Genomic DNA, 22756 nt, shown 5'->3' with positions numbered 1-22756 from the left:
CGGTCAGCCGTGCGTCGGGGTCGACTGGCCCGACGGCAGCGGCACCGGCACCGACGCCACCGCCTGCCGCAGCACGTCGGCGGCGGTCACCCCGCGCACCTGCGCGTCGGCGGTGAGCAGCAGCCGGTGGGCGAAGACCGGTTCGACGAGCGCCTTCAGGTCCTCCGGCATGATCCAGCCCCGACCGTCGATCAGCGCGTACGCGCACGCCGCCCGGGTCAACGCGATCACCCCGCGGGGGCTGACCCCCACCCGGACCTGCGGATGCGCCCGGGTGGCAGTGGCCAGCCGGACGGCGTACCCGTAGAGGGGTTCGGCGATGTGCACCCGGCGGGCCATCCGGACCATCTCCCCGACGGTGGCCGTGTCGGTGACCGGTTGCAGCGAGTCGGGGGAGCGGACCGTCGCCCCGCGCAGCACCTCCACCTCGACCGCCTCGTCCGGGTACCCCACCGACAGCTTCACCAGGAACCGGTCCAGCTGCGCCTCGGGCAGCCGGTAGGTGCCGTCCATCTCCACCGGGTTCTGCGTGGCGACCACCAGGAACGGCTGCGGCACCGGATGCCGGACCCCGTCCACGGTGACCGTCCGCTCCTCCATCACCTCCAGCAGCGCCGACTGGGTCTTCGGCGAGGCCCGGTTGATCTCGTCGGCGATGACGATGTTGGCGAACACCGGCCCCGGATGGAACTCGAAACCCCGGCTGGCCTGGTTGAAGATCGTCACCCCGGAGACATCCGAGGGGAGCAGGTCCGGGGTGAACTGGATCCGCCGCCACTGGCCCTGCACGGTCGCCGCCACCGCCCGCGCCAGGGTGGTCTTGCCCACCCCCGGCACGTCCTCCAGCAGCACGTGCCCCTGGGCGAACAGGGCGGTCAACGCCAACCGCACCACCTCCGGCTTGCCCAGCACGACCGCGTTGACGTTCCCGGCCAGCCGGGCGGCCAGGGCGGCGAAACCCTGGACCTCCGACTGGCTCAGCGGTGCGGGGGTGTCGTTCACGACGGCGGGATGCTCCTCGGCTGCGGCGGCGCTGGTCAGCAGGTGGGCAGCACGGCGATGTCGTCACCGCCGGCCAGGTTGAGCCAGGCCCAGGGGATGTAGTTGCGTCCCTGGTAGTCGACCCGGACCCACCAGGTGGACTGCTTCTGGTCGTTGTAGATCCACGAGTCGACGTTCTCGCCCTGCCGCCGACAGTACGCCCGCAGCCGGGTGCCCGGCTTCGCCCAACCGACCTGTTTGTCGTTGTCCTGCCGGGGCACCGAGAACACCTCGTTGCCGTTACGACCGTCCACATCGCGGTCGCAGTAGGTGCGCTGGTCGCCGTCCGGCCCGTTGACGCAGGTCGCCACCCCGTACAACGGGTCGGTGCCCTGCGCCCGGGTGGCGGTGCCCCGACCGGCGGGGTTGGCGGCCGTCACCGTCACCGTGTAGGCGGTGCCCGGGGTCAGGCCGGTCACCCGCAGGCTGGCACAGCTGCCCGTGGCGTTCTTCCCGCCGGTGGCGGCGGTGCAGGTCGACTCCCCGCCCCCGGCGTCCACGGTGAACGTCACCGTCACCGACGTCGCGTCCGCCGAGGACCCGGTCACCGTCACCCGGGGCGCGGCCACCGTCCGGGCGGTGACGCTCGCCTGCGGCCCCGGCCCGGCCTCGTTGACCGCCCGTACGCGCACCAGCACGTTCTGCCCGTCCCCCAGCCCGCTGACGGTCGTGTCGGTGCCGGTCACCTCGCTGGTCCGCCCGCCCACGTCCACCTGGTAGCGGCTCACCGGGCGACCGTTCGCCGCCGCCGACCACTGCACCGCGACCGTGCCCGCCCGGTCGGCCACCGTCGCCGCCCGCAGGCCCGCCGGCTGCCCCGGCGCGGCGAACGGCACCACCGGGTCACTGAGCGGGGAAGCCACCGAGGCGGCACCCCGGTCGCTGACCGCGACCACCGTGAACGCGTACTGGGTGCCGTAGGTCAACTCACCGGCCGGCACCACCAGCTCGGTGCGGCGCGACTCGCCGACCGGGGCGTTCGCGCCGGCCGAGGTGGCGGTCACCGCGTACCGGGCGATCCGGTTGCCCTGACCGTCGGCCGCCGGCCAGCGCACCAGCACGGTGCCGTCGGGGCGGGCCTGCGCGCTGACCCCGGCCGGTGGGGCCGGCACCGCCGAGGTCGGGGTCACCGGGTTGCTGCGCCGCGCCGGGCCGTCGCCCCTGCCGTTCACCGCGTACACCGTGAACGTGTACGTCGACCCGTTGGTCAGCCCGGTGACCTCCAGCGACCGCTGGTTCGCCCCCACCTCGTGCCGACGCCCCGCGCCCTGCACCACGTACCGCAGCACGGCCGAACCGTTCGCGGCGGCGGGCCGCCAGGCGATCCGGGCCCGCGCGTCCCCGGCGGTGGCGGTGACCTGACCCGGCGCGCCGGGCTTGCCCACCCGGGGCTTCGGCGGCGGAGGCGGCGGGGGCGGGTCCGGCGGCGGGTCCCCGCCCAACACGTCGTTGGCGTACTTGTCGACGGTGCGTACCCGGTGCGCGTCGTCGACCACCCGGGCGGTGGCCGAACCCGGGGCGTTGATGAACAGGTGGTTCTCCCGCACCTCCAGCTCCAGCTCCAGCGGGCCGGTCGTGCGGCCCGGCCGGATCGTCTCCACCAACTGCCCGGACCCGTCGAACGCGTAGATCGTGCCGGTGACCCCGTCGGCGCAGTAGAACCGGCCCGCCCAGGCCACGGCCGGCCCGACCCGGTCGCCGCTACCCGGCACGACGAACCGGGTGACCACCCGGCCGTCACCGACGGCGAGCACCCGCCGTTCCCCGCCGATCGTCACCGGCACCACCGGGCCGCTGGTCCGCGCCGGCACCGCCCCACCCGCAGCGGCCTCCAGCACCGTACGCCGGACCTGCCCGCCCCGGACCGTCACCAGCGTGCCCGTGGTGCGGTCCAGCACCGCCACCCCGTCGTCCAGAGTGGACAACGTCAACTCGTGACTCGGCTCGGCCACCGGATGCGTCTGCACCCGTCGGGGACCCCCGACGTCGGCCGCCCCCGACGCCGGCCCGGACGGCAGCACGGCGGCGGTGACCGCCGCGACCGTGCCCTCCGACGGCACCGCGATCCACAACCGGCCCCGACCGTCGAACGCGCCGGCCGTGATGCCCGGCGGGAACAGCACCGGGTCACCCACCGGCACCAGTGAACGGGGATCGAGCTGACGCACCACGCCACGCACCGCGTCCACCACGAACGCGGCATCCTCGTGCAGCACCACGTTGACCCCGAGACCGGGCGTGGTGGGGGTGGTCGCGGTGATCTGGAGGGTCGCCAGGTCCAGCGCGCTCACCTGGCCGGTCTCCAGGTCGCGCAGGACGAGCAGCCGGTCGGTCTGGGTGACCTGGACCGGATGCTGCCGGGCACCGGGAACCTCCTTGCGGGTGTCCACCCTGGCGGTGATCCCGTTGACCCGGGCCAACTCACCCCGGGTGCTGCTCCACAGCCAACTGCTCGCGTCGAAACTGGCCAACGCGTCCTCGGCGGCACCCCGACCCAGCAGGGTGAGGCCCAACGCCGCCACCAGCGCGGTCACCGTGCCGACCGTGACCAGCCCACCCCGCAACCGGGACCGTCGACGGGACGCGCCGTCCCCGGCGCTCGCGGCATCGTCGATGCTGGCCACAGCGGGTCGCCCTCCGTCCGGTGGCCTCAGACGGCGTGCCGGGTGCCGGACGCCCTCGCCTGAACCGTGGCACATCATAGGGGTCGATCCGGGACGAGGAAACCCGGACCGTTCCGTCGCGGACACCCAGCGTGCCGGTCCGGCGGGGCGTTCCACCGTCGCGGCGCAGGCCGGAGCCGTCGGCCGGCCGCCCCGCCCGGCCGCCCTGATCGGCCGTCGGGCTCAGCTGCTCGGCGACGGCCGGACCCGGTCGGTGCAGACCTGGCCGGAGGTGGCGAACGAGTCCGTCGAGTAGACCGCCAGCACGGTGAAGCAGTAGTCCACCTCGGCGTTCAGCCCGTTGACCGTGAAACTCGTCTGTCCCGGATCGACGGTCGCCATCACCCCGAGGGCCCGCCCCGTGCGTCCACCCGCGACCATGAACGGCACCGAGCCTCCGCTCGGATCGGACCAGGTGACCGTGATGGTGGCCTCGTCGTCCCGCAACCTCAGGTCGGCCGGGGGCGGACCGGCCGTCTGCCGGGGGGCGGTGCCGGTCGACCGCTGCGGCCCGTCCGCATCCCGGCCCAGGGTCAGCGCCCCGACCGTGCCCCCGGCGACCAGCACCAGGATCACCCCCGCCACCACGGCCACCGTCCGGCCCCGGCGGCGCGCCCGCCCGTCCTGCGCCGGGTACGACGGCGCAAGCTCCGGATATCCCGTTCCCTCCACCGCCGGCGGTACGCCCCGGTCGGTGCCACGCTCCCCGTCCCCCGGGCCGGCTGCCCCGGTGACCGGTCCGGGCTCCACCGCTGCCGGTGGCGCGGACTCCGTGGTCGTCCACGGCGCGGGCTCGTGGGGGGCGGTGGGTGCCCTGAACTCGTGCGTACTGTCCGGTGCCGGTGCCGGTGCCGGTGCCGGTGCCGGTGCTGGTGATCCGAAGTCCGTTCCCGGTGCCGGCGGGTGCCCCGCATCCGGTGGTGAACCGGGGGCCTGCCCCGGATCCGACGGCCATCCTGGGGTCCGGCCTGTGGTCGGTGGCCATCCGGAGTCCTGCGCCACCACCGGCGGTGAGCCGACGGTCCGTCCCGGGTACGGCGGCGGGCCGGTGGTCTGTTCGGTAGCTGCCGGCGGCTCGGTCATCGGCACCAGCGGCATGATGATCGACCGACCTGATGCGACGTCGTCCCACGTCGGGTCGTCGGCGGGAGCCTCGTCGTCCCCACCCGCGTCGCCGACCGTCCCGGTGGGGCCGGCGGTCCATGCCGGGGCGGGCGTGCCCCCGGCGTCCCCGCCAGGTGGGGTGTCGAGCGGTGCGGCGGTCACCGCCGGATGCCCGGTCCGCTGGTCGACATCTCTGGTGGCTGCGGGTGCCGGTGGTGGGACGGCTGCCTGCCCTGCTGCCGCCGGGATCGTCGTAGCCACCGGCGGCGCGGCTGCCGACGGGACGTTCGGAGGCAGCGACGGCGGGACGGTGGACGACGGGGGCACCGCTGGTGCCGGCGCCGGTGGTGCGGGGTGCGCCTGCGACGCTGCGGAGGCCGCCGGGAGATCGTCGGGTGCGGCCAGGGCAGACGGCGGAGCGGCTTCGACGGCGGACGCGGGACCAGCGGTGTCCCCGGACGCCGTGGCGGGAGCCGGGCCGGCCGTATCGCCAGGTGCTGCGGCGGGTGCCGGGTCGGCGGCGGTATCGCCGGACGTCGCCCCGGGTACCGCGTCGGCCGGGTCAGCGGATGACGCTGCGGGTGCCGTGCCGCCGGATGCGGTCGCCGGGGTTCGGGCGGGGTCGGGGTGCTGGTCCTCCAGCAGGGGGCCGATCTGCTGGACCCGTACCGTCGGCCGGTCCCAGCCCGGCGCGGGTGGGGTCGCAGCCGGCCCCGGCGCGGGCGGGGTGGCGGGAATCGCCGCCGAACCGGGCGCGGCCGGCGGTGCGGAAGCCGACGCCTCGGCGGGTGCAGGGTCCGGTGCAGCCCGGTCGCCGGTCAGGGCGGGCGGGGTGCCGGTGGGGAGGGGGTGGACCGGACCGGGCTCACCCGGCGCGGGCGCAAGGGCGGTCGGCTGCCCGTGCCGGATAGGTGCGCCGTCCGTCGGCCCGCTCGGCTGGCCGGGGCCGGCGGTAGGCACGGTGGGGATCGGAACTGGACGCCCGTGCTGGGCCGGCGGACCGGACGGCACCGCAGCCGGTGGCCCGGGGTGCAGTGCGGCCGGGGGAGCAGCCGACCGGTCGAGGGCTCCCGGCGGGACGGCATCGTCCGCCGGGACCGGCGCGACAGCGGAGGGCTGCTGGAGGTGCGGCGGTGCCCAGGGCGAGGTGGGTGGTGCGCCACCGGAGACCGGAGCGGGTGACGCCGGGTACCCCTGCGCCGGAGCTGCCTTCGGTGCCGGGGGAACAGCGGGTGGTGGCGCCGACGGCCCGGACCGTGGTGCGGTGGAGGCCGGACGGGGCCGGGGTACGCCGGGCCGGTGGGTGGGCTGGACGCCGTACATCTGCCGGGGCAGCGGCACCCGGGGTTCGGCGTCCGGAGCCGGGCCGGCCGGTGCGGGGCCCGGCCGTGGTGCCGACGGGCGTACCGGCTGGCCCGGAGGGGGCGGGTGGCCGGCCGGCACCGGTGGGCCGGGCGTGGCGGGGGTGGGAGGCGCGGAGACCGGGTGGGGCGACGGCGGGCCCGACCCGGGCCGGGGCGTCGGAAGGGGCCGGTGTCCCTGGTGGGGGGCCGTCGGGGCATGGTCGGGAGGGGTCTGCGGGGGAGTCGGCAACGGGGGCGCAGGCGCGGCACCGGGGGACGGCGGCGGTGGCTGGCCGTCGGGAATTCCGAGGTACTGACGGGCGGCGCGTACGGCGGGGTGCTGCTCGCCGAGCGCGGCGGGCCCGGCGGTGGCCACCCGGGTGTAGTTGCGGCGGGCCTCGTGCCGGTTGCCCAGTTCCTCGGCGACCCCGGCCAGGTCGAAGGCCAGGGCCAGCATCAGCGGGTCGGCCGGGTTCCACCGCCGCTCGCCGGCCGCGTACGCCTCCTCCAGCACCCGCCGGGCGGCGGCCGGGTCGTCGGCCTCCCGGTGCAACCTCGCGAGCAGGTGCGCGGTGCCCATGATCTCCGGGTGGTCCTCACCGTACGCGGGACGGGCCGAGGCGATCGTGTCGGTGAGCAGCCGGCGGGCCGCCGACAGGTCACCGGCGGAACGCAGGGCGAGAGCCCGGTGCTGGACTGCGGCGAGGGGTGAGGGTACGGACACGCAAGCAATGCTGCCGTCTGAGCGGGTCCGGACGCTACCCGCCCGCTCCAGCCGCGCCCTGACCTGCGACGATCCGGCTCCCGTCGGTGGGTCGGGCGGCGATGTGCATGATCCATACGGGCCGTGTACAGTAATGCCCCGTGCGGCCCACCAGGGCGGCTGACCGGGGTGAGAGCCACCGGAGCCGACACGGTAGGCTGGACGGGCAGGTCCGGGTGGCGGAATGGCAGACGCGCTAGCTTGAGGTGCTAGTGCCCGTATAGGGCGTGGGGGTTCAAGTCCCCCCTCGGACACGAACCAGATCCCAACGGTGCGCGGCAAGGTCAACACTTGCCCGCACCGTTTGTGTTTCCGGGTTGTACGCCAGGTGCAGCCCGAGGCTGCGGTAGACCTCCAGTTTGCGTTCCGGCTCGGCGTTGCGTAGTGCGTGCACGAGGTCTCCGAATTCGTGGACGACGGCGGTGATCTGCTCCTCGGTGAACCGCTGCGGGCTGTCCGTTTCCTGAACGGCTGGGGCGTGCTGGAGTCGTTCGGCGCGTTGGCGTTCGGCCTGGGTCTCGGCGGCCCAGGTGGTGACCACGACCGTTACACCGCAACAAACGCCACCGAACCTAACAATGCACTACTAGGTCCCACTCGCATTGGCGGGTGACTCATCGGTTGAGTACCCGGGTGATGCCTGCGACGACGGCAGTGGTCAATGTCCATCCCACGAGAATTAGCAAGGCTGCGACGTACTGGCTGACACCGTTGGGGCGCCACGTTCCGTCGTGTCCGAGGTTGACGATCGGTAGGAGGAGATCGAGGGCTTGCAGCGCGGGGTTGTGGTCCGGGGTTGCGCCAGAGCGGGGTGTTGATGGCTGAACCGTGAACGTCAGTGTGCCGATGGCCCAGAATGCGACCAGCCACATGCCAGCGAGCCAGGTGCGGTAGCCGTAGCCGACAACGCCGTCGAGGAGGTACCCAAGGATCCGGGCCGGAAAGTTCAGCGCCGCCCTGCGCTGGCGCTGTTTTTCTAGGAGGACACGTCTGGCTTCCTGGTCTTGGCCGTTGTGCCGGTACTGCGCGGCCAGCTGTTCGTAAGGCTGGGGGGCGTAGCCGTCGGGGCTTCGGCGCAGCCAGTCCAGGCGCTGTCGGACGGTGACCTGCCGCGGTGGCAACGGTGCCCCGCGAGGTGCTGGCGATCGCGCGAGCAGCAGTTGGTAGGTACATCCGATCAGGTCGAGTTCCGCAGGCCAGGTTGCAGGGTGGTCGAAGATCGAGTCGGCCTGCAGGCCACTGAGACGTACCCGACCCACCGGCGGCGCCGCGAACGTCAACCAGAGGCTCCCGATCTGAGCACCACCGACGTGTAGGGCCCAGATGTCTGTGGTGCTAATCCGCGCCTCGGTGAAGTTCAACTGGTTGCCGATCTGTGCGTGGACCAGGATGATGCCGCCTTCGGCGGCGAACCCGTACCGGGCGGAGAAGCTGCCGCCGACGGTCAGTCGGTTTGCATCGATGGCCGGGCCGGCCGGGTTTCGCACGGTGGCACCGCTGAACAGAACGTCGCCGCCAACAGTTGCCGCGGAGAGCCAGATCCGACCGAACGCGCTGAACCCCGCTCTGGCGCTGAGGTCGCCGGTCACGGCCATTCGCGCGGCGGCGAGCGCGTGGCCTTCGACGGCCGCGCGCAGCGCGGATCCATCGAGGGTCAGGGATCCGCCGATCCGCGCGTCGCACACGTTGACTTCACCGGTGATCGTGCACCTCGTCAGGTCGAGATCACCACGCACCTGCAGTAGCCGGGCATGGAAGCCGGGCAGTGTGCATTCGGAGAGAACCAGGTTCGCGGCGCTGGCGTTGGTCAGATCCAAGACGTGGGTAAACGTCGACCCGGTGATGGACACTGGCATAGTGATGTCGGCTTGCCGAACGTCGAGCCGGCCGAGGACTGTGGCGTTGCGCAACCGCAGCGCGACCCCTGGATAGGCGGTCCGGTCGACCGCTCGCGTCAGTAGATCGGCGACGAACTCGGCACGGACCGCATGAGTTGTGCCGCCAAGGTCAAGGTCGTCCCCCCGCAGGAATGCGTTCCGGAGCCGTCGTTCTGCCGGATTCAACCGTTCGCGAAGTCCACGCACGACAGCGATGGTCTCAGGTCGTCACCACCCGGCCAAGCCTCCCGGCGTGGCACCAGCTGTGCGTCCTTCCCACGAGCGGGCGTCCGCGTAGTCGCGCATCAGCAGCCCCAACGGGTGAACCTCTCTTCTGGTGCCGCGTTCGATGCAGTTTGCCGCGATGCTCCTCAGGAGCGCGGGGAGGCCCGTATCCGGTCTGCGATTGCTGCTCGGTCGCTTCCAGCTTTGATCGGGGTTTCGTCGAGAGCGGAGAGGAGGGCCGATCGGTCAGCGGTGCTCAGCCTGTTCCAACCTGCTTCGGCCAGTAGGAGACCCTGGTACTGCTCGTTGCCGGAGCGGGACTCCGTGATTGCGGCACGGATCGTCTCCGCGTCGGCCAGCGACGGGTCGCCTCTCATCAGCCCGAGGGCGAGAACCCGGACGACCGGTGCCCCTTCCGTGAAGAGCCTCCTGACCTCGGACGGGTCGAACTTTCGGTACGTCGCCAGCGAGGCCGCACGTTCGACCAGCAGATCCTGTAGTACGACCCTGACTGCGCGATTCTCCTCGCCTCGGAACTCTTCACGCACGATCGCGTAGGAATCCGCGAGGCTCATCAGTTTGCTGTCGCCCAGAATTTGCGCCGCCTGCGGGGCGATCTGCGCGAGATCCGACACCAGTCCCAGGCTCACACCGTCGAGGCCGATCGCCACCTCGCTCAACCGGTCGACGACGAGCGGGCTGGCGAACAACAGTGCGCATGCCGCGATGATGGCGATGACCGCGCTGCCGTCGCGACCCTGCACGATCTCCCACGACCCGATACCGAGCAGCGCCAGCCCCACAAACCCGACGCCCCACCGCCAGAATCCCTTCACGGCCGAGATCCAACCACGGTTCCTTATGCGATGTTGTCCTGCGTCGCCGGTATAGGGCGGCTTCGTGTCAGGCAGCGAAGGTCCCGCATCATCGCTGACCTGGTCGAACCCGACTCGGAGGTTTCACCATTTCTGCCGACCCTTTTCATCCACCCACCGGCAAGTTCTGCCAGTTGCGGCGGAAACGGCGACGAGTGACGGGGGAACTGAGACCACCGCCGCTCACGCAAGGAAGCAGGGAACGCGATGTAGTCGGCCACGTCGGCACCAAGGGATCATCCTGCATGCGCGGGAGCAGAGGATGACCATCGACATGGTGCTGCCGGCGGTGGACCACCCCGCAGGCGCTGGAACCACGCGTCGCTTCAGGAGCACGAGCTGACGCTGCCACACCACGGACACTGAACTACGGTGCTGTGGTGCAGGAATGCGAGGTTCAGCGGGCGATGCAGGTAGCCGTGTCGAGTGCCTCATCGCTCGGCCTGACCGTCCACAATGCTGCCGTCCTGCACAACTCGAACACGCTCACCCTGAGGTTGGAGCCCTGCGCCGTGGTCGCCCGGGTCGCGCCGGTAGCGCACCAGTGTGCCCAGCTTGAAGTGGATGTTGCTCGGCGGTTGGCCGAGGTCGGGAGTCCGGTGGCCACGCTGGAGTCGCCCGAGGTCTTCGTCCGGGGCGACTACGTGGTCACCTTCTGGACCTACTACGAACCAGCGACTACTCGATCACTGTCGAACGCGGAGTATGGCGGCGCGCTCGAACGTCTGCATGCTGGGATGCGTAGGGTCGACCTGCCCGTCCCGCATTTCACGGACCGTGTTTCTGTGGCGCAGACGCTCGTGGCCGACCATGTCCGAACGCCGGAACTGGTCGACTCGGATCGGGTCTTCCTCGCCAGCACGTTGGACCGTATGCGACGCGCCGTCAGCGAGAGCGGCCGACCCGAGCAGCTTCTGCACGGTGAACCCCATCCAGGCAACCTGCTCTCGACCCGGACCGGTCCGCTCTTCGTCGACTTCGAAACGTGTTGCCGGGGGCCGATCGAGTTCGACCTGGCCCACGCACCCGACGAGGTCGGCGACCACTACCCGGGCGTCGATCGCCGACTGCTCCGAGACTGCCGGACCCTCATGCTGGCGATGATCACCACGTGGCGCTGGGATCGCGAGGACCAGTTCCCCAACGGCCATCGGCTCGGCGTCGAGTGGCTGAGCGAGCTCCGGAAGGCAACGGCTCAGCCTGGATAGGTAGGTCGACTCACGTCCTCGAAAGCGCAGCCCGGCCCCGCCCGCGCGGGGAGCAAGTCGGCCCGCGCCGCGGCTATGGCGTGACGGCGGTCACGATGCCCGATATCGGCTCTCCGATCCGCATCGTCGTGACGCGCCGGCCGGTTCCGTCCGGTGTAGCCAGCTGCAAGTCATTGCCCGGTGACCAAGAGACGAACAGCCGTCCGGCGAGGAGTACGCCCTCCAGCGGGCCGTCTGGTCCGTGGAGGATGCCTGTGACAACTGGGTGCGGGGTGATCGGTTCCGGTCCGAAGCCGCGCAGAACGTGGAGGCGCCGGGCGATCTCGCTGGCCGGCACTTCCGACCGGCTGGGCGCGTCACGGGCCGCCAGCAGGTCGGCGCGGACCTGGTCGGCCCATCCGCCTTCGATGACGCCGAGCTTGATGCAAAGGGCGAGGTAGACGCACTTGAGTAGACCGATTGACCACCGCTTGTGCTCCGGGGTGTCGTACTCCATTTCGACATTGCCGGCGGCCAGGATCTCGGCATATATGTCGTCAGACTTGCCGGCCGGCAGGAGCACATATTCGCCGCTTTCGGTCCAGCGCCTCAGCAGCCGGCCGGTCTTACGCTTACCGCGCACGGTTTCCGACGCGAACCACGTCGTCAGCGCGCCCTCGTACCAGTCGAGCAGATCAACTTCGACCCTGCTGCCGAAATCGTTGTTGCACCGATTGCACGTCCAGGTCATCACCTTGCCTCCGAGACTGCCTGGCGGCACGTGCTCCTTTTCCGTTGCTGCCGGGTCGCCGCAGATCGGGCACGCGTCGAATCGCCGCGCGCGCAGCACCTCGACCAGCTCCAGTTCCCACCGCTCGGCCGGACCCGGCGTCTCGTTCGTCGCGTCGATGCTTCGGCCATCGGGAAGTTGGATGGAGATCGAGTCTGGTGCACGCCTCGCCATCCGACGAGGCTATCGGGTCGTGCCAGGTTTGGAACCAGCGTTCCATGGCGATTTTATCCGGGGTATCCAGAAGTCGCTGAGCACGACGGCGATCCCGGCGTCGGCCGGGATCGTGCACCCCGACGCGCCTTCCATGCGGCAGATCCGGGCGCCTGATCTTGGTGAGCCGTGTGGGCCGGATGGAAGGCACCCCCGATGGCTCGGGGGAGTGGCGACGTTGCGTTCTGGGTCATCGGCCGATCGGATGGCCGGCGGCGATGATCGGCTATTTCCATGGGCGACGGACACCCTGCGACGTCTAGGAAGGAGGCATGGCCAACGAGCGGACCGTTCCCCTGCTGCCCTGCGCGTCCATTGATGACATCGAAGCCTTCTACGGAGTTCTCGGTTTCCGTACCACGTATAAGCAGCGCAAGCCCAACGCGTGCGTGGGGGTGCAGCGGGAAGACCTGCATCTGCAGTTCTTCGAGATCGCCGGATTTGACCCGGAGCAGTCCTACGGCTCATGTCTCGTACTCACCGCGGACATTGAGGGACTACACCGGGCGTTCGCCGCTGGCATGCGCGCCGCGTACGGCAAGGTTCTGGTGTCGGGAACGCCGCGGATGACCCGGCCCAGGGCGCGGAAGAACGCCGACGGGTGGGGTGGGTTCAGTGTCATCGACCCGGGCGGCAACTGGATCCGCGTCTTTTGGGACGCCGCCACCGCGCCGGTGCCGGCCGCCACGCCTGCCGGGCGGCTGGCCAAGGCTCTGGCGAATGCCGTCGTGCAGGCCGATTCCCGAGGAAGCGTAGGACAGGCCGTTCGGATCCTCGACAGCGCGTTGGCCCGCCCGCAAGCCGACGATGACCCGGTCGAGCAGGTAGAGGTGCTGGTCTACCGCGCCGAACTCGCGATGGTGCTGCACGATCCAAAGACTGCGGCCGAGATGCTGACCCGCGCCAAGTCCGTCACGCTCACGGAAGCCGAATCCGAAAGGGCAGCCGCCGCGTTCGACAACGCCGCCGACCTCGCAGCAGCATTGCGGTAACTCACCTCACGAACGCCTCCGCCATCTCGGCCACGTCCGGACGCCGGGTGGCCTCGAGAGCAGTCACCGCCCGTGGTACGCGGTCGGCGGCAGATCCGGATACCCGAGTGTGAGTCAGGCCGGTTCAGGATTACCGTCTCGTGATGACCTTCGACTTCGGTATTGCCGGCTACCAGCCGGCCTGGCTGAACGGAGCTGCTGAAGTCGCCGGTCGTCACGCGCGACGGTTGCGGGGTCTCGTGGGCCGGCGGCTGACGTCCAGTTGGGTGGTGTGGGATGACGATGACGACACCTGGTTTGCCGACTGCCCGGTGGTGTTCGACTTCGACGACGAGCGCCTTGAGGTCAATCATCAGAAGTTTGATGATCTGTCGATCACGTATGGGTCGATCGACGTGACGCGCAAGCCGGTGTGGCCGACCTCGGACGGCTTCCGGCTCCGCTGGCGCAACGATGCTCCCGCACTGTTGGCTGCCCGGCACGGGCAGCGGCTTGAGGCGGTGGAGCTTCTGGAGCGGGCCGGGGGTGACCTGGCGGACGGTGCCGTGGCGTTGGGCCTGCGATTTGCGAACGGCTGGTTGACGATCTACAACGCGATGGACGAGAACGGGGTTGAGGAGGGCGATCCCTCCCTGCGGTATCGCCGACACCGACTGGGGTAAGCCTGCAACTGCATGACTCGACCGAGTGCGATCAGCTCACCGAAGAGTTGCGGACGTCCGCGCAGCGGTCCCAGTTGTCGGCGCTGACTGTCGGCCTCAGTGGCCCGCACGGTGGGCGTAGGATCCGCCGACCGAGGCGTGGGTTACGGTGGGTGACTAACAATCCGACGATGAGGCTGCAGATGATCAATGTCCAGGAGTTCGCGCGACGGCTGAGTACCCTCGGAGCTGATGCGTTCACCAGCGACGACGTCGTGGACCTGGCGACCGCGGCCGATGTTCGCATCAGCGCAGACGTCGAGATCGACGCCACCGTGGCGCAGCGCTTGCTCGACCAGATCTCGCCCACCCTGCCGGTCACCGGGGCCCAGATCGCGGCGTCGCAATGGCCGCCACCGGAGTCTTCCCGTCCTGCAGCGCCTTTGGTGTCGTTCTCCAGCCCTGGTGCCGTCGACGGACCGGCTGATCAGCCGACCCGACCCCGCAGGTCTGGGTCTGCGGGTAGCGGTCGGCGACCCGGCTCCCGACGAACTGGCAGGTGAACGTGCGGAAGGCGATGCGGTTCGCCGTGGCCGCCGCCGTTCTCAGCCTGAGCGCCCCCCTGCCCGCCACGCCGGCCGCCGCCGTGGGCACCCAGACCATCTACATGAACGTGTCCGGATCGGACTCGGCCGCGGGTGATACCCCGGCCGCCGCGGTGAGAACGCTCGGGCGTGTCGAACAGCTCGTCGCGGCCGGCCCCTCCAACCACGACGTCGAGGTGCGCCTCCACGCCGGCAGCTACCTGGCCCAGTAGACGATCTGGCAGACGTACCGGCCGGGGGTCTGATGCCCAACGCGAGTATCGGCCCTGGTGGTTACGCTCAGGGTTGACTGTGGTTCACTCCGAATAGTGATCATGGCGTCGTGGCCGCACTCGCCCCGTCGACCACCACCTGCGCAACATCGTCCATCGGCTCGGCATCCGGCCCCGCACTGGGCTTGCCCGCGCGCTGCACTGAACCCGGCGCGGCGGCGGGCGGCGACGGTCAGGGCAGTACGACGGTACGGGCGCCCTCGCCGCGGGCCATCCGGTCGAACGCCGCCGCGGCGCCGTCCAGGCCGGTCCGGTCGGTGATCAGGGTGGCCGGGTCCAGGGTGCCGTCGAGCACGGCGCGGGCCAGCTCGGGCAGGTCCCGGTCCGGGTCGGACCAGCCGTACACCGAGGAGCGCAGTGTCCGCCCGGAGTGGAAGATCTCCAGCGCGCTGAGGCTGACCACGTCGTCCCGCGCGCCCATCCCCACGACGGTGACCTGCCCGCCGCGTCGGGCGGCCCGCCAGGCGGCGCGGATGGTCACGCCGCGGCCGACGCACTCCAGGGCGTGGTCGACGCCACGCCCGTGGGTGCGTTCCCGGATCGCCCGGCTCAGTGTGTCGTCGGCGACGAGGAAGTCGGTGGCCCCGGCGGCGGTGGCCAGTTCGGCCTTGGCGGGCGACACGTCGACGGCGAGCACCGGATCGGCGCCGGCGGCCCGGGCGGCGGAGACCACCGACAGGCCCACCCCGCCGAGGCCGATCACTGCCACCGAGTCGCCGGGGGCCACCCGGGCGGTCCGGCGTACCGCGCCGACCCCGGTGAGCACGGCGCAGCCCAGCAGGGCCGCGGTGGCGAACGGTAGTTGCGCCGGAACGTCGATCACCGCCTCCTGTGGCACCACCACCTCCTCGGCCAGCGCGCCGAGGCCGAGGGCGACGTGCAGCGGTGAACCGTCCGAGGTTCGGCCCCGGGCGGTCGCGGGGGAGCCCGTCCGCTCGCAGAACCACGGTTCGCCGCGACCGCAGTACCAGCACCGTCGGCAGGGCGGCGCCCAGTTCAGCACGACGTGCGTGCCGGGTCGGAACCGGTCGACGCCGGGGCCGACCTCGATCACCTCGCCCGCCGCCTCGTGTCCGAGCACCAGCGGGTAGGGCGACGCGACCGTGCCGTTGACCATGGACAGGTCCGAGTGGCAGACCCCGGCGGCCCGTACCCGCACCCGTACCTCACCCGGCCCGGGGTCCGGCAGCTCCACCTCCTCCACCGTCAGCGGCTGGTCCACGCCGCGGGCGAGCAGCGCCCTCATCGCTGGATCGCCTTGGTCTGGAGGAACTCGTCGAGCCCGTAGCGACCCAGTTCCCGGCCGAGGCCGGACTGCTTGTAGCCGCCGAACGGGGCGAGCGGGTTGAACGGTGCGCCGTTGATGTCGACGGCTCCGGTGCGGATCCGCCGGGCGACCCGCACCGCCCGCTGCTCGTCGGCGGACCAGACAGCGCCGGCCAGGCCGTACCGGGAGTCGTTCGCGACGGCTACCGCTGCCTCGTCGTCGTCGACCGGGATGACGGCGAGCACCGGTCCGAAGACCTCCTCCTGGGCCAGCGCGCTGCCCGGGTCGACGTCGGCGATCACGGTCGGGGCGACGAACCAGCCCCGCTCGGGCAGCACCGCGTCCGGGCCGCCGGCGATCAGCCGGCCGCCGTCGGTGAGTGCCCGGGTCACGTGGCCGGTCACCCGGTCCCGCTGCGCCGCGGAGACCAGCGGGCCGAGCCGGGTGTCCGGGGTGAACGGGTCGCCGGTCCGGTAGCCGTCGGCGGCCTTGGCGACCAGGTTCAGCGCCTCGTCGTAGCGGTCGCGGTGCACCACCATCCGGGTCCAGGCGGTGCAGGTCTGGCCGGAGTTGAGGAAGGCGTTGCCCACGCCGACCTTCACCGCGGTGGGTAGGTCGGCGTCGTCGAGGATCACGTTCGCGGACTTGCCGCCGAGCTCCAGCGCCACCCGGGCGATCCGGTCGGCGGCCAGGTGCGAGATCCGCCGGCCGGTGGCGGTCGAGCCGGTGAAGGAGACCATGTCGACGTCCGGGTGGGCGGCGATGGCCTCGCCGACCTCGACGCCGGTGCCGGGCACCAGGTTGACCACCCCGGGCGGGAAGCCGGCCTCGTGGATCGCGTCGAAGAGCAGGTACGCGGTCAGCGGGGTCAGTTCGCTGGGCTTGAGCACCACCGTGCACCCGGCGGCCAGCGCGGGTGCCAGCTTGGCCATCACCTGGTGCAGCGGGTAGTTCCACGGGGTGATCGCCCCGACCACGCCGACGGGCTCGCGGACCACCAGCGAGTTGCCGACGGTCTCCTCGGCGGGCGGCCGGGCGGCCAGCTCGACGTAGCTGCGCAGCACGGTCAGCGGCAGGCCGACCTGTACCCGGGTGGCGACCTTCAGCGGGGTGCCCAGCTCCAGCGCGACCGTCTCGGCGGCGGTCGCGGCCCGGGCGGCCAGCGCGGTGTGCAGCCGGTCCAGGGCGGCGGACCGCTGCGCCGGGGTGGTGTCGGCCCAGCCCGGGAAGGCGGCGCGGGCGGCCGTGACGGCGCGGTCGACGTCAGCCCCCGTGCCGGCCGGGACGCTCGCCAGGACCTCCTCGGTCGCCGGGTTGTGCACCGCGATGGTCTGCCCGCAGGAGGGGGCGACCCACGCCCCGTCGAGATAGATGTCGGTTCGTGTGAGATCCATCGCGCCCCTCACGGCGGTCGAAAACTAGCGCTGCAAGTTTCGACTCTAGTGCCCCGGATCGGCTGGCGGGAGGGGTGGTAGCGGCCCGATGTGCTCCTCGTAGGTGCGGGAGAGCCCATGGATGAGCGCGTCGAGGCCGAGCGCGAAGGCGCCCTCGTCCACCTGTTGCTGATGCTCGGCGAGCCGGTGCGCCTGGGTCAGGTGCGGATACCGCTCCCCGTACAACCCCGGGTCCTCGACGAAGCCACGGGCGAACGATCCGAGCGCGGAGCCCGCCACGAGGTAGCGCATCAGCGCGCCGATGTGCGTCGCACGCGCGGGTGGCCAGCCGGCAGCGACGAGCCCGCCGTAGACCGCGTCGGCCATCGTCAGCGCCGCCGGCCGCCGGCCCGGCCCGCGGGCCAGGTACGGCACGATGTTCGGGTGTGCGGCCAGTGTCGCCCGATACGAGTGCCCCCACCGGCGCAGCGCCTCGCGCCAGTCGAGGTGCCCGAAGAAGGAGACGTCCACCTGGGCGGTGACGCTGTCGGCCACCGCGTCGAGAATCTCGTCCTTGGTGGCGAAGTGGTTGTAGAGCGAGGGCCCGCGTACGCCGAGTTCGGCAGCGAGCCGGCGGGTGGAGAACGCCTCCAGCCCGTCCGCGTCGATCAGCGCGGCGGCGGCATCGACGATCCGCTGCCGGCTGAGCAGCGCCTGCCTCGGCCGGGGCATCCGCGCCTCCCTCGCTCCCTCGTCGGTCCGCGGCAACTCTGCCACAGCCGGGTCTGGACGTACTTAAACTTGCAGCGCTAGTTTATGCTGCATGGACCTTCAGCTCTCCGCGGACCAGGCGGCGGTTCGTCAGCTCGCCGCCGAGTTCGTCGACCGTGAGGTGGTCCCGCACGCCGCGGTCTGGGACCGGCGCGAGTCGGTCGACCCGGAGATCGTGGACAAGCTCGGCCGGCTGGGCTTCCTCGGGCTGACCATCTCCGAGGAAGACGGCGGGTCCGGCGGCGACCACCTCTCCTACTGCCTGGTGCTGGAGGAGCTCGGCCGGGGCGACTCCGCCGTCCGGGGCATCGTCTCGGTGTCGCTCGGGCTGGTCGCCAAGGCCATCGCCGCGCACGGGTCCGCCGCGCAACGGGCCGAGTGGCTGCCCCGGCTCTGCGCCGGCACCGCGCTCGGCTGCTTCGCCCTGACCGAACCGGACAGCGGCTCGGACGCGGCCGCGCTGACCACCCGGGCGACCCGCGACGGCGGCGACTGGCTGATCACCGGTGCGAAGACGTTCATCACCAACGGCACCGTGGCCGACGTGGTCCTGCTCTTCGCCCGCACCGGCGGACCCGGACACCGGGGCATCAGCGCGTTCCTGGTGCCCACCACCGTCGCCGGGCTCACCCGGAGGGAGATCCACGGCAAGCTCGGGCTGCGCGGGCAGGCAACCGGTGAGCTGCGCTTCGACGCCGTCCGGGTGCCCGACTCGGCACGCCTCGGCGCGGCCGGCGGCGGGTTCCGGCTGGCCCTGGCCACCCTGGCCAAGGGCCGGATGTCGGTGGCCGCCGGCTGCGTCGGTATCGCCCAGGGCTGCCTCGACGCGGCGGTCGGCTACGCCGGGCAGCGCACCCAGTTCGGCAAGCCGATCGCCGGGCACCAGTTGGTGCAGCAGTTGCTTGCCGCCATCGCCGTGGACACCGCCGCCGCCCGGCTGCTGGTGTGGCGGGTGGCCGACCTCGTGGACCGGGGCGAGGCGTTCGCCACCGAGGCCTCGATGGCCAAGCTCTTCGCCAGCGAGGCAGCGGTCCGGGCGGCCAACAACGCCGTCCAGGTCTTCGGCGGGTACGGCTACATCGACGAGTACCCGGTCGGCAAGTACCTGCGCGACGCCCGGGTCGCGACCCTCTACGAGGGCACCAGCCAGATCCAGCAGCTGCTCATCGGGCGCGCGCTCACCGGCGTCAACGCCTTCTAGCGGAAGGGGGAACCGTGACCGGATTCGCCGACCGGGTGGCCGTCGTCACCGGCGCCGGGCAGGGCATCGGCATCAGTGGATGGTCGCCGAGCACACCCCGCTGCGCCGGGTCGCCCAGCCGACGGAGATCGCTTCGGTGATCGCCTTCCCGGCCAGCGACGACGCGTCGTACGTCAGCGGACAGACCCTGTACGTCAACGGCGGCGCGCGCTGAGGCGCGCCGGCGGACCAGCACCCGGAGGGGACATGGACTTCGCGCTTTCCGACACCGAGCGGGCGATCCGCGACACCGCCCGCGACTTCATCACCAGAGAGGTCATGCCGCTGGAGCAGGAGCTGCTGCGGCGGGAACGGGCGCACCGGCCCGGACTGGAGCACAGCGAGCTGCGCGCGTTGCAGCTCAAGGCGCGCACGTTCGGGTTCTGGGGGCTGGCCACCCCGCAGGAGTACGGCGGCATGGACCTGCCGGCCGTCACCCAGTCCCTGATCTGGACCGAACTCGGCCGCTCGTTCGTGCCGTTCCGGTTCGGCGGCGAGGCGGACAACATCCTGTTCCACGCCAATGACGAGCAGAAGCGCGAGTATCTGGTCCCGACCATCGAGGGGGAGCGGCGCAGCTGTTTCGCGATCACCGAGCCCGGCGCCGGCTCCGACGCGGCCAACATCAAGCTCAGCGCCCGCCGCGACGGCGACGACTGGATCCTCAACGGCGAGAAGACCTTCATCACCGGCGGTCACGATGCCGACTTCGCCATCGTGATCGCGGTGACCGACCGGGAGAAGGGTGCCCGCCACGGCGGCGCCACCGCGTTCCTGGTGGACCGGTCGATGGGCTGGCGCTCGGAGTTCATCCAGACGATGGGCGAGGGTGGCCCCGCCTCGCTGGTCTTCGACGACGTCCGGGTGCCCGGGCGTAACATCCTCGGCGAGCCCGGGCAGGGCTTCAGCCTCGGCATGGAGTGGATCGGCAAGGGCCGCTACATCATCCCGTCGCACGCCGTCGGCATCGCCGAGCGGGCGTTGTCGATGGCCATCGACCACGCCAACACCCGGGAGACCTTCGGCGCGAAGATCGGCACCAACCAGGCCATCCAGTGGATGATCGCCGACTCGGAGACCGAGCTGGAGGCGGCCCGGTGGCTCATCCTGCGTGCCGCCTGGACCGTCGATGAGGGCATGGACCCGCGGCACGCCTCCTCGATGGCGAAGCTGTACGGCGCGGGCATGGTCAACCGGGTGGTCGACCGCGTCCTGCAGATCCACGGCGGCATGGGCTACACCCGCGAGCTGCCGATCGAGCGCTGGTACCGGCAGGTCCGGCTCTACCGGATCTTCGAGGGCACCGACGAGATGCAGCGACTGATCATCTCCCGCGACCTGCTGCGCGGCTACACGAAGCTGGGAGGGCACCTGGCATGAGGGTCTTCGCGTCCATCGAGGAGTTGGCCGAGGCGACCGGCGAGGCCCCGGGCCCCGGCCCCTGGTTCCGGATCGACCAGCAACGGGTCGACCGGTTCGCCGACGCCACCGACGACCGCCAGTGGATCGACCTCGACCCGCGACGGGCCGCGACCGGCCCGTTCGGCGGCACCATCGCGCCAGCCCACGATCTCATCGATCAACACAAGGCCGAGAGCCTGCCCGTCCAACGCAGGACCACTGAGTACTAGCCCGGGTGCGTGTGGGACGGGGAGCGTCCGCTCGGGCCGGTCGGCTCGCGCGTTCGACGGTGTTCAGGGACAACTGCAGACGGCGGGCACAACGGTAGGGTGCCGAACGTGGGGTGGCGGTGTTCTCCTTCGATCGCCACCCTATCGGGCCGCGTCCCACTGGCTGCCGGCGAGAACACCTGGTACCACGGTCGAGACGCGTGCCGCCCCAGCGGCGGTCAGAACCTGGTGGGGTCGCGAGTAGTTACAGCGGCGGCCAGGCGTTGACCAGCAGTTGGCGGAAGTGCGCCGGAAACCACTCCCCGAACGGGGGTGCCGCCGGCATCGCGCCGGTGGGCCACGTCGAACCGCGCGGCGGAAGGTAGTCCGGATCGCACAAGGGCTCGTACGGGCGGCCCGCACCCGGCCGGGCGCTGGCGCCGTCGGACTCGCCAGGCGGCTTGACCCAGACGTACGCGTCGATGCCCGACTCTGGCGCGGCGGTCGGCCGCTGGCCGAGACCGGTGCCCACCTGATTGCACCAGTTCCCGACCACCGTCCGCCGGTCGAGCCGGCTGCCGTCGACGTAACGGTTCACGTCCCACGAGGTCGCCGGGCCAGTGGGTCGGTTCGGGCCGCCCCAGCCGTTGCGGGAGGTGTCCACTACCACCCCCACCTGCGGGGAAAAGCCCGCTGCGATCAGTCGGTCGCGCATGTGCCGTGCATAGGGGATCTCGTCGACGAACGGGTTCCAGTCGACCCACTTCGACTGGTACACCGGCTGACCGGCGACCACGTCGTCCACCCGGAAGTGCTCCTCGCGCAGGACCGAGTAGTTGGCGGTGTTGGCGACGAAGCCGTGCACATCGGCCAGCGTGCTGCCGCCGTTCGTCGCGGCCTGCGCCAGCAGCGCCGTCAACGGGTCGGCGTTGTCCGCCCAGCCGGTCTCGCCATGGTGGCTGATGTCCAGGTACGAGTAGACGTTGGGTATGGTGCCGAGCCGGGCCAGGGCGTACCCGATCCCATCGAGATAGGTGCCGCGCGCCTTGACCTCGTCGCAGGCTGGGGTGGCGTTGTAGCGGGGGCTCACGTTGACCACGAGGTTGGGCAGCGAGTTCGGCTCGACGAAGGTGACGATCCGCAGATTGGCGTAGCGGGCGTCGGCGAGGATCTCGACGATCGGGTCGACGAACTCGGTCCGGTAGCGGGCGATGTCGCCGATCGACAGTTCGCCGGGCGGAGCCCATCGGCCGCAGTCGCGGGCCGGCAGGTCGTAGAGGGTCAGCTGGACGAGGTCGGCGCGCTGTGCCACGGCCGCGTCCAGGTGCTCGCGCAGACCCATCATCCCGTCCCTGCCCTCGATCCGGGCGATCCGGTCCAGCCAGACGGCGGTCGGTTGGCCGGCGACGGCGTCGCCACCGGGCTCGGCGGCGGCGCGCGCGGCCCACTCCGGGTCGACGTAGACCCGCGCTCCGACGTACGGGTTGTCCATCCTGGTAGGCGGATCGGCCGGGCTGGCCGGAGCGGCGCCGACGAGCGCCCCCAGGACGAGGATGGATCCGGCGGCAGCGAGAACCGCGCGGACCCGTGCGGGCACGCGTCCGGACGGTGACATGCTCATGCTGGCTGCTCCCTGAAGAACGCGGCCCGGCTCCGGATGGTGGCCTGGGGCGTGCGGCCCGGCTCCGTTGCTCCGGCCGCATCGTTGCATGGTCGGCGGCCGCCCAGTAAACATCTATATACTTCTATATTGAAGCACCATCCTGCCGGGGTGAGCAAGGCTCCCGTACCTGCTCCCCGGTCTCGGCTCGGAAGCCGGCCGCATCTGGTCGGCGATCGTGGCGTTCCGTCGTGAACACGTCCGGTCCGGCCGGCTGGCACCGCCGTCGAGGTTTCCCCTACCT

20 protein-coding genes and 1 tRNA gene are annotated in these 22756 nt (G+C 71.5%); 10 read left to right on the top strand and 11 right to left on the bottom strand.

Annotated features, from left to right (window positions below; translation table 11 throughout):
• Positions 1–3 precede the first annotated feature (3 nt).
• From ACN261_RS30110 to ACN261_RS30100, 3 genes are all read right to left on the bottom strand, one after another.
• Positions 4–1002 carry an AAA family ATPase gene (locus ACN261_RS30110; protein WP_204926201.1) on the bottom strand — a complete coding sequence of 333 codons (999 nt, stop codon included), beginning with the start codon at positions 1000–1002 and terminating at the stop codon, positions 4–6.
• Positions 1003–1037: 35 nt separating this feature from the next.
• Positions 1038–3665 carry a fibronectin type III domain-containing protein gene (locus tag ACN261_RS30105; RefSeq protein ID WP_425853441.1) on the bottom strand — a complete coding sequence of 876 codons (2628 nt, stop codon included), beginning with the start codon at positions 3663–3665 and terminating at the stop codon, positions 1038–1040.
• 222 nt (positions 3666–3887) lie between these two features.
• Positions 3888–6875, bottom strand: coding sequence for a tetratricopeptide repeat protein (locus tag ACN261_RS30100; RefSeq protein WP_425853440.1), 2988 nt, complete (start codon positions 6873–6875; stop codon positions 3888–3890).
• Positions 6876–7084: 209 nt separating this feature from the next.
• On the opposite strand from ACN261_RS30100, the gene ACN261_RS30095 reads away from it, so the two are divergent.
• Positions 7085–7168, top strand: a tRNA-Leu gene (locus ACN261_RS30095).
• Here ACN261_RS30095 and ACN261_RS30090 read toward each other — a convergent pair.
• From ACN261_RS30090 to ACN261_RS30080, 3 genes are all read right to left on the bottom strand, one after another.
• Entirely contained in the window at positions 7150–7455 is a 306-nt protein-coding gene (locus ACN261_RS30090; RefSeq protein WP_425853439.1) for a hypothetical protein, read from the bottom strand. The genes ACN261_RS30095 and ACN261_RS30090 overlap by 19 nt on opposite strands.
• Positions 7456–7528: 73 nt before the next feature.
• Positions 7529–8998, bottom strand: a complete 1470-nt coding sequence (locus ACN261_RS30085) for a hypothetical protein (RefSeq protein ID WP_425853438.1) — start codon at positions 8996–8998, stop codon at positions 7529–7531.
• Positions 8999–9162: 164 nt separating this feature from the next.
• A complete protein-coding gene (locus ACN261_RS30080; RefSeq protein ID WP_425853437.1) occupies positions 9163–9852 on the bottom strand; it encodes a hypothetical protein in 690 nt (229 codons plus the stop codon).
• A 419-nt stretch (positions 9853–10271) separates the two neighbouring features.
• On the opposite strand from ACN261_RS30080, the gene ACN261_RS30075 reads away from it, so the two are divergent.
• Complete coding sequence (locus ACN261_RS30075; RefSeq protein WP_425853436.1) at positions 10272–11099, top strand: phosphotransferase family protein; 828 nt, start codon at positions 10272–10274, stop codon at positions 11097–11099.
• 73 nt (positions 11100–11172) lie between these two features.
• On the opposite strand, the gene ACN261_RS30070 is transcribed toward ACN261_RS30075, so the two are convergent.
• Positions 11173–12042, bottom strand: coding sequence for an HNH endonuclease (locus tag ACN261_RS30070; protein ID WP_425853435.1), 870 nt, complete (start codon positions 12040–12042; stop codon positions 11173–11175).
• Between the two features lie 311 nt (positions 12043–12353).
• On the opposite strand from ACN261_RS30070, the gene ACN261_RS30065 reads away from it, so the two are divergent.
• The 4 genes from ACN261_RS30065 (at position 12354) to ACN261_RS30050 (ending at position 14531) form a co-directional block, all read left to right on the top strand.
• The gene (locus tag ACN261_RS30065; RefSeq protein ID WP_425853434.1) at positions 12354–13073 is read left to right on the top strand and encodes a VOC family protein; all 720 of its coding nucleotides are present in this window, start codon (positions 12354–12356) and stop codon (positions 13071–13073) included.
• Between the two features lie 143 nt (positions 13074–13216).
• Positions 13217–13735, top strand: coding sequence for a hypothetical protein (locus ACN261_RS30060; RefSeq protein ID WP_425853433.1), 519 nt, complete (start codon positions 13217–13219; stop codon positions 13733–13735).
• Positions 13736–13905: 170 nt separating this feature from the next.
• On the top strand, positions 13906–14277 hold the full coding sequence (locus tag ACN261_RS30055; protein ID WP_421483060.1) for a hypothetical protein: 372 nt from the start codon (positions 13906–13908) through the stop codon (positions 14275–14277).
• Entirely contained in the window at positions 14274–14531 is a 258-nt protein-coding gene (locus ACN261_RS30050; RefSeq protein ID WP_425853432.1) for a hypothetical protein, read from the top strand. Before ACN261_RS30055 ends, ACN261_RS30050 begins: the two co-directional genes overlap by 4 nt.
• Positions 14532–14763: 232 nt before the next feature.
• On the opposite strand, the gene ACN261_RS30045 is transcribed toward ACN261_RS30050, so the two are convergent.
• From ACN261_RS30045 to ACN261_RS30035, 3 genes are read right to left on the bottom strand one after another with little or no spacing between them, the layout of a single operon-like run.
• Entirely contained in the window at positions 14764–15837 is a 1074-nt protein-coding gene (locus tag ACN261_RS30045; protein WP_425853430.1) for an alcohol dehydrogenase catalytic domain-containing protein, read from the bottom strand.
• The gene (locus ACN261_RS30040) at positions 15834–17252 is read right to left on the bottom strand and encodes an aldehyde dehydrogenase family protein (RefSeq protein WP_425853429.1); all 1419 of its coding nucleotides are present in this window, start codon (positions 17250–17252) and stop codon (positions 15834–15836) included. The genes ACN261_RS30045 and ACN261_RS30040 overlap by 4 nt, the downstream gene beginning before the upstream one ends.
• Before the next feature lie 45 nt (positions 17253–17297).
• Positions 17298–17963 (bottom strand): TetR/AcrR family transcriptional regulator, encoded by a 666-nt coding sequence (locus ACN261_RS30035; RefSeq protein WP_425853428.1) that lies wholly within the window; start codon positions 17961–17963, stop codon positions 17298–17300.
• Between the two features lie 91 nt (positions 17964–18054).
• Here ACN261_RS30035 and ACN261_RS30030 point away from each other — a divergent pair, with 91 nt between their 5' ends.
• The 4 genes from ACN261_RS30030 (at position 18055) to ACN261_RS30015 (ending at position 20873) form a co-directional block, all read left to right on the top strand.
• Positions 18055–19203 carry an acyl-CoA dehydrogenase family protein gene (locus ACN261_RS30030; protein WP_425853427.1) on the top strand — a complete coding sequence of 383 codons (1149 nt, stop codon included), beginning with the start codon at positions 18055–18057 and terminating at the stop codon, positions 19201–19203.
• A 79-nt stretch (positions 19204–19282) separates the two neighbouring features.
• Complete coding sequence (locus tag ACN261_RS30025; RefSeq protein ID WP_421483053.1) at positions 19283–19417, top strand: SDR family oxidoreductase; 135 nt, start codon at positions 19283–19285, stop codon at positions 19415–19417.
• A 32-nt stretch (positions 19418–19449) separates the two neighbouring features.
• Positions 19450–20622 (top strand): acyl-CoA dehydrogenase family protein, encoded by a 1173-nt coding sequence (locus ACN261_RS30020; RefSeq protein ID WP_363656060.1) that lies wholly within the window; start codon positions 19450–19452, stop codon positions 20620–20622.
• Positions 20619–20873 (top strand): hypothetical protein, encoded by a 255-nt coding sequence (locus ACN261_RS30015; protein WP_421483052.1) that lies wholly within the window; start codon positions 20619–20621, stop codon positions 20871–20873. The genes ACN261_RS30020 and ACN261_RS30015 overlap by 4 nt, the downstream gene beginning before the upstream one ends.
• A 244-nt stretch (positions 20874–21117) precedes the next feature.
• On the opposite strand, the gene ACN261_RS30010 is transcribed toward ACN261_RS30015, so the two are convergent.
• The gene (locus ACN261_RS30010; protein WP_421483051.1) at positions 21118–22473 is read right to left on the bottom strand and encodes a glycoside hydrolase family 6 protein; all 1356 of its coding nucleotides are present in this window, start codon (positions 22471–22473) and stop codon (positions 21118–21120) included.
• Between the last annotated feature and the right edge of the window lie 283 nt (positions 22474–22756).

The sequence above is a fragment of the Micromonospora sp. WMMD723 genome, assembly GCF_049863385.1.
Classification (GTDB): Bacteria; Actinomycetota; Actinomycetes; order Mycobacteriales; family Micromonosporaceae; genus Micromonospora; species Micromonospora wenchangensis.
The sequence above is the reverse complement of the archived record's forward strand: the minus strand, read 5'-3'. Positions and strand labels throughout refer to the sequence as shown.

Bases quoted from the DNA above. Each gene is read 5' to 3' on its own strand.
- ACN261_RS30020 (WP_363656060.1), top strand. From the start codon at position 19,450: ATGGACTTCGCGCTTTCCGACACCGAGCGGGCGATCCGCGACACCGCC.
- ACN261_RS30055 (WP_421483060.1), top strand. From the start codon at position 13,906: ATGAGGCTGCAGATGATCAATGTCCAGGAGTTCGCGCGACGGCTGAGT.
- ACN261_RS30040 (WP_425853429.1), bottom strand. From the start codon at position 17,252: ATGGATCTCACACGAACCGACATCTATCTCGACGGGGCGTGGGTCGCC.
- ACN261_RS30065 (WP_425853434.1), top strand. From the start codon at position 12,354: ATGGCCAACGAGCGGACCGTTCCCCTGCTGCCCTGCGCGTCCATTGAT.
- ACN261_RS30010 (WP_421483051.1), bottom strand. From the start codon at position 22,473: ATGAGCATGTCACCGTCCGGACGCGTGCCCGCACGGGTCCGCGCGGTT.
- ACN261_RS30030 (WP_425853427.1), top strand. From the start codon at position 18,055: ATGGACCTTCAGCTCTCCGCGGACCAGGCGGCGGTTCGTCAGCTCGCC.
- ACN261_RS30015 (WP_421483052.1), top strand. From the start codon at position 20,619: ATGAGGGTCTTCGCGTCCATCGAGGAGTTGGCCGAGGCGACCGGCGAG.
- ACN261_RS30070 (WP_425853435.1), bottom strand. From the start codon at position 12,042: ATGGCGAGGCGTGCACCAGACTCGATCTCCATCCAACTTCCCGATGGC.
- ACN261_RS30060 (WP_425853433.1), top strand. From the start codon at position 13,217: ATGACCTTCGACTTCGGTATTGCCGGCTACCAGCCGGCCTGGCTGAAC.
- ACN261_RS30035 (WP_425853428.1), bottom strand. From the start codon at position 17,963: ATGCCCCGGCCGAGGCAGGCGCTGCTCAGCCGGCAGCGGATCGTCGAT.
- ACN261_RS30025 (WP_421483053.1), top strand. From the start codon at position 19,283: ATGGTCGCCGAGCACACCCCGCTGCGCCGGGTCGCCCAGCCGACGGAG.
- ACN261_RS30045 (WP_425853430.1), bottom strand. From the start codon at position 15,837: ATGAGGGCGCTGCTCGCCCGCGGCGTGGACCAGCCGCTGACGGTGGAG.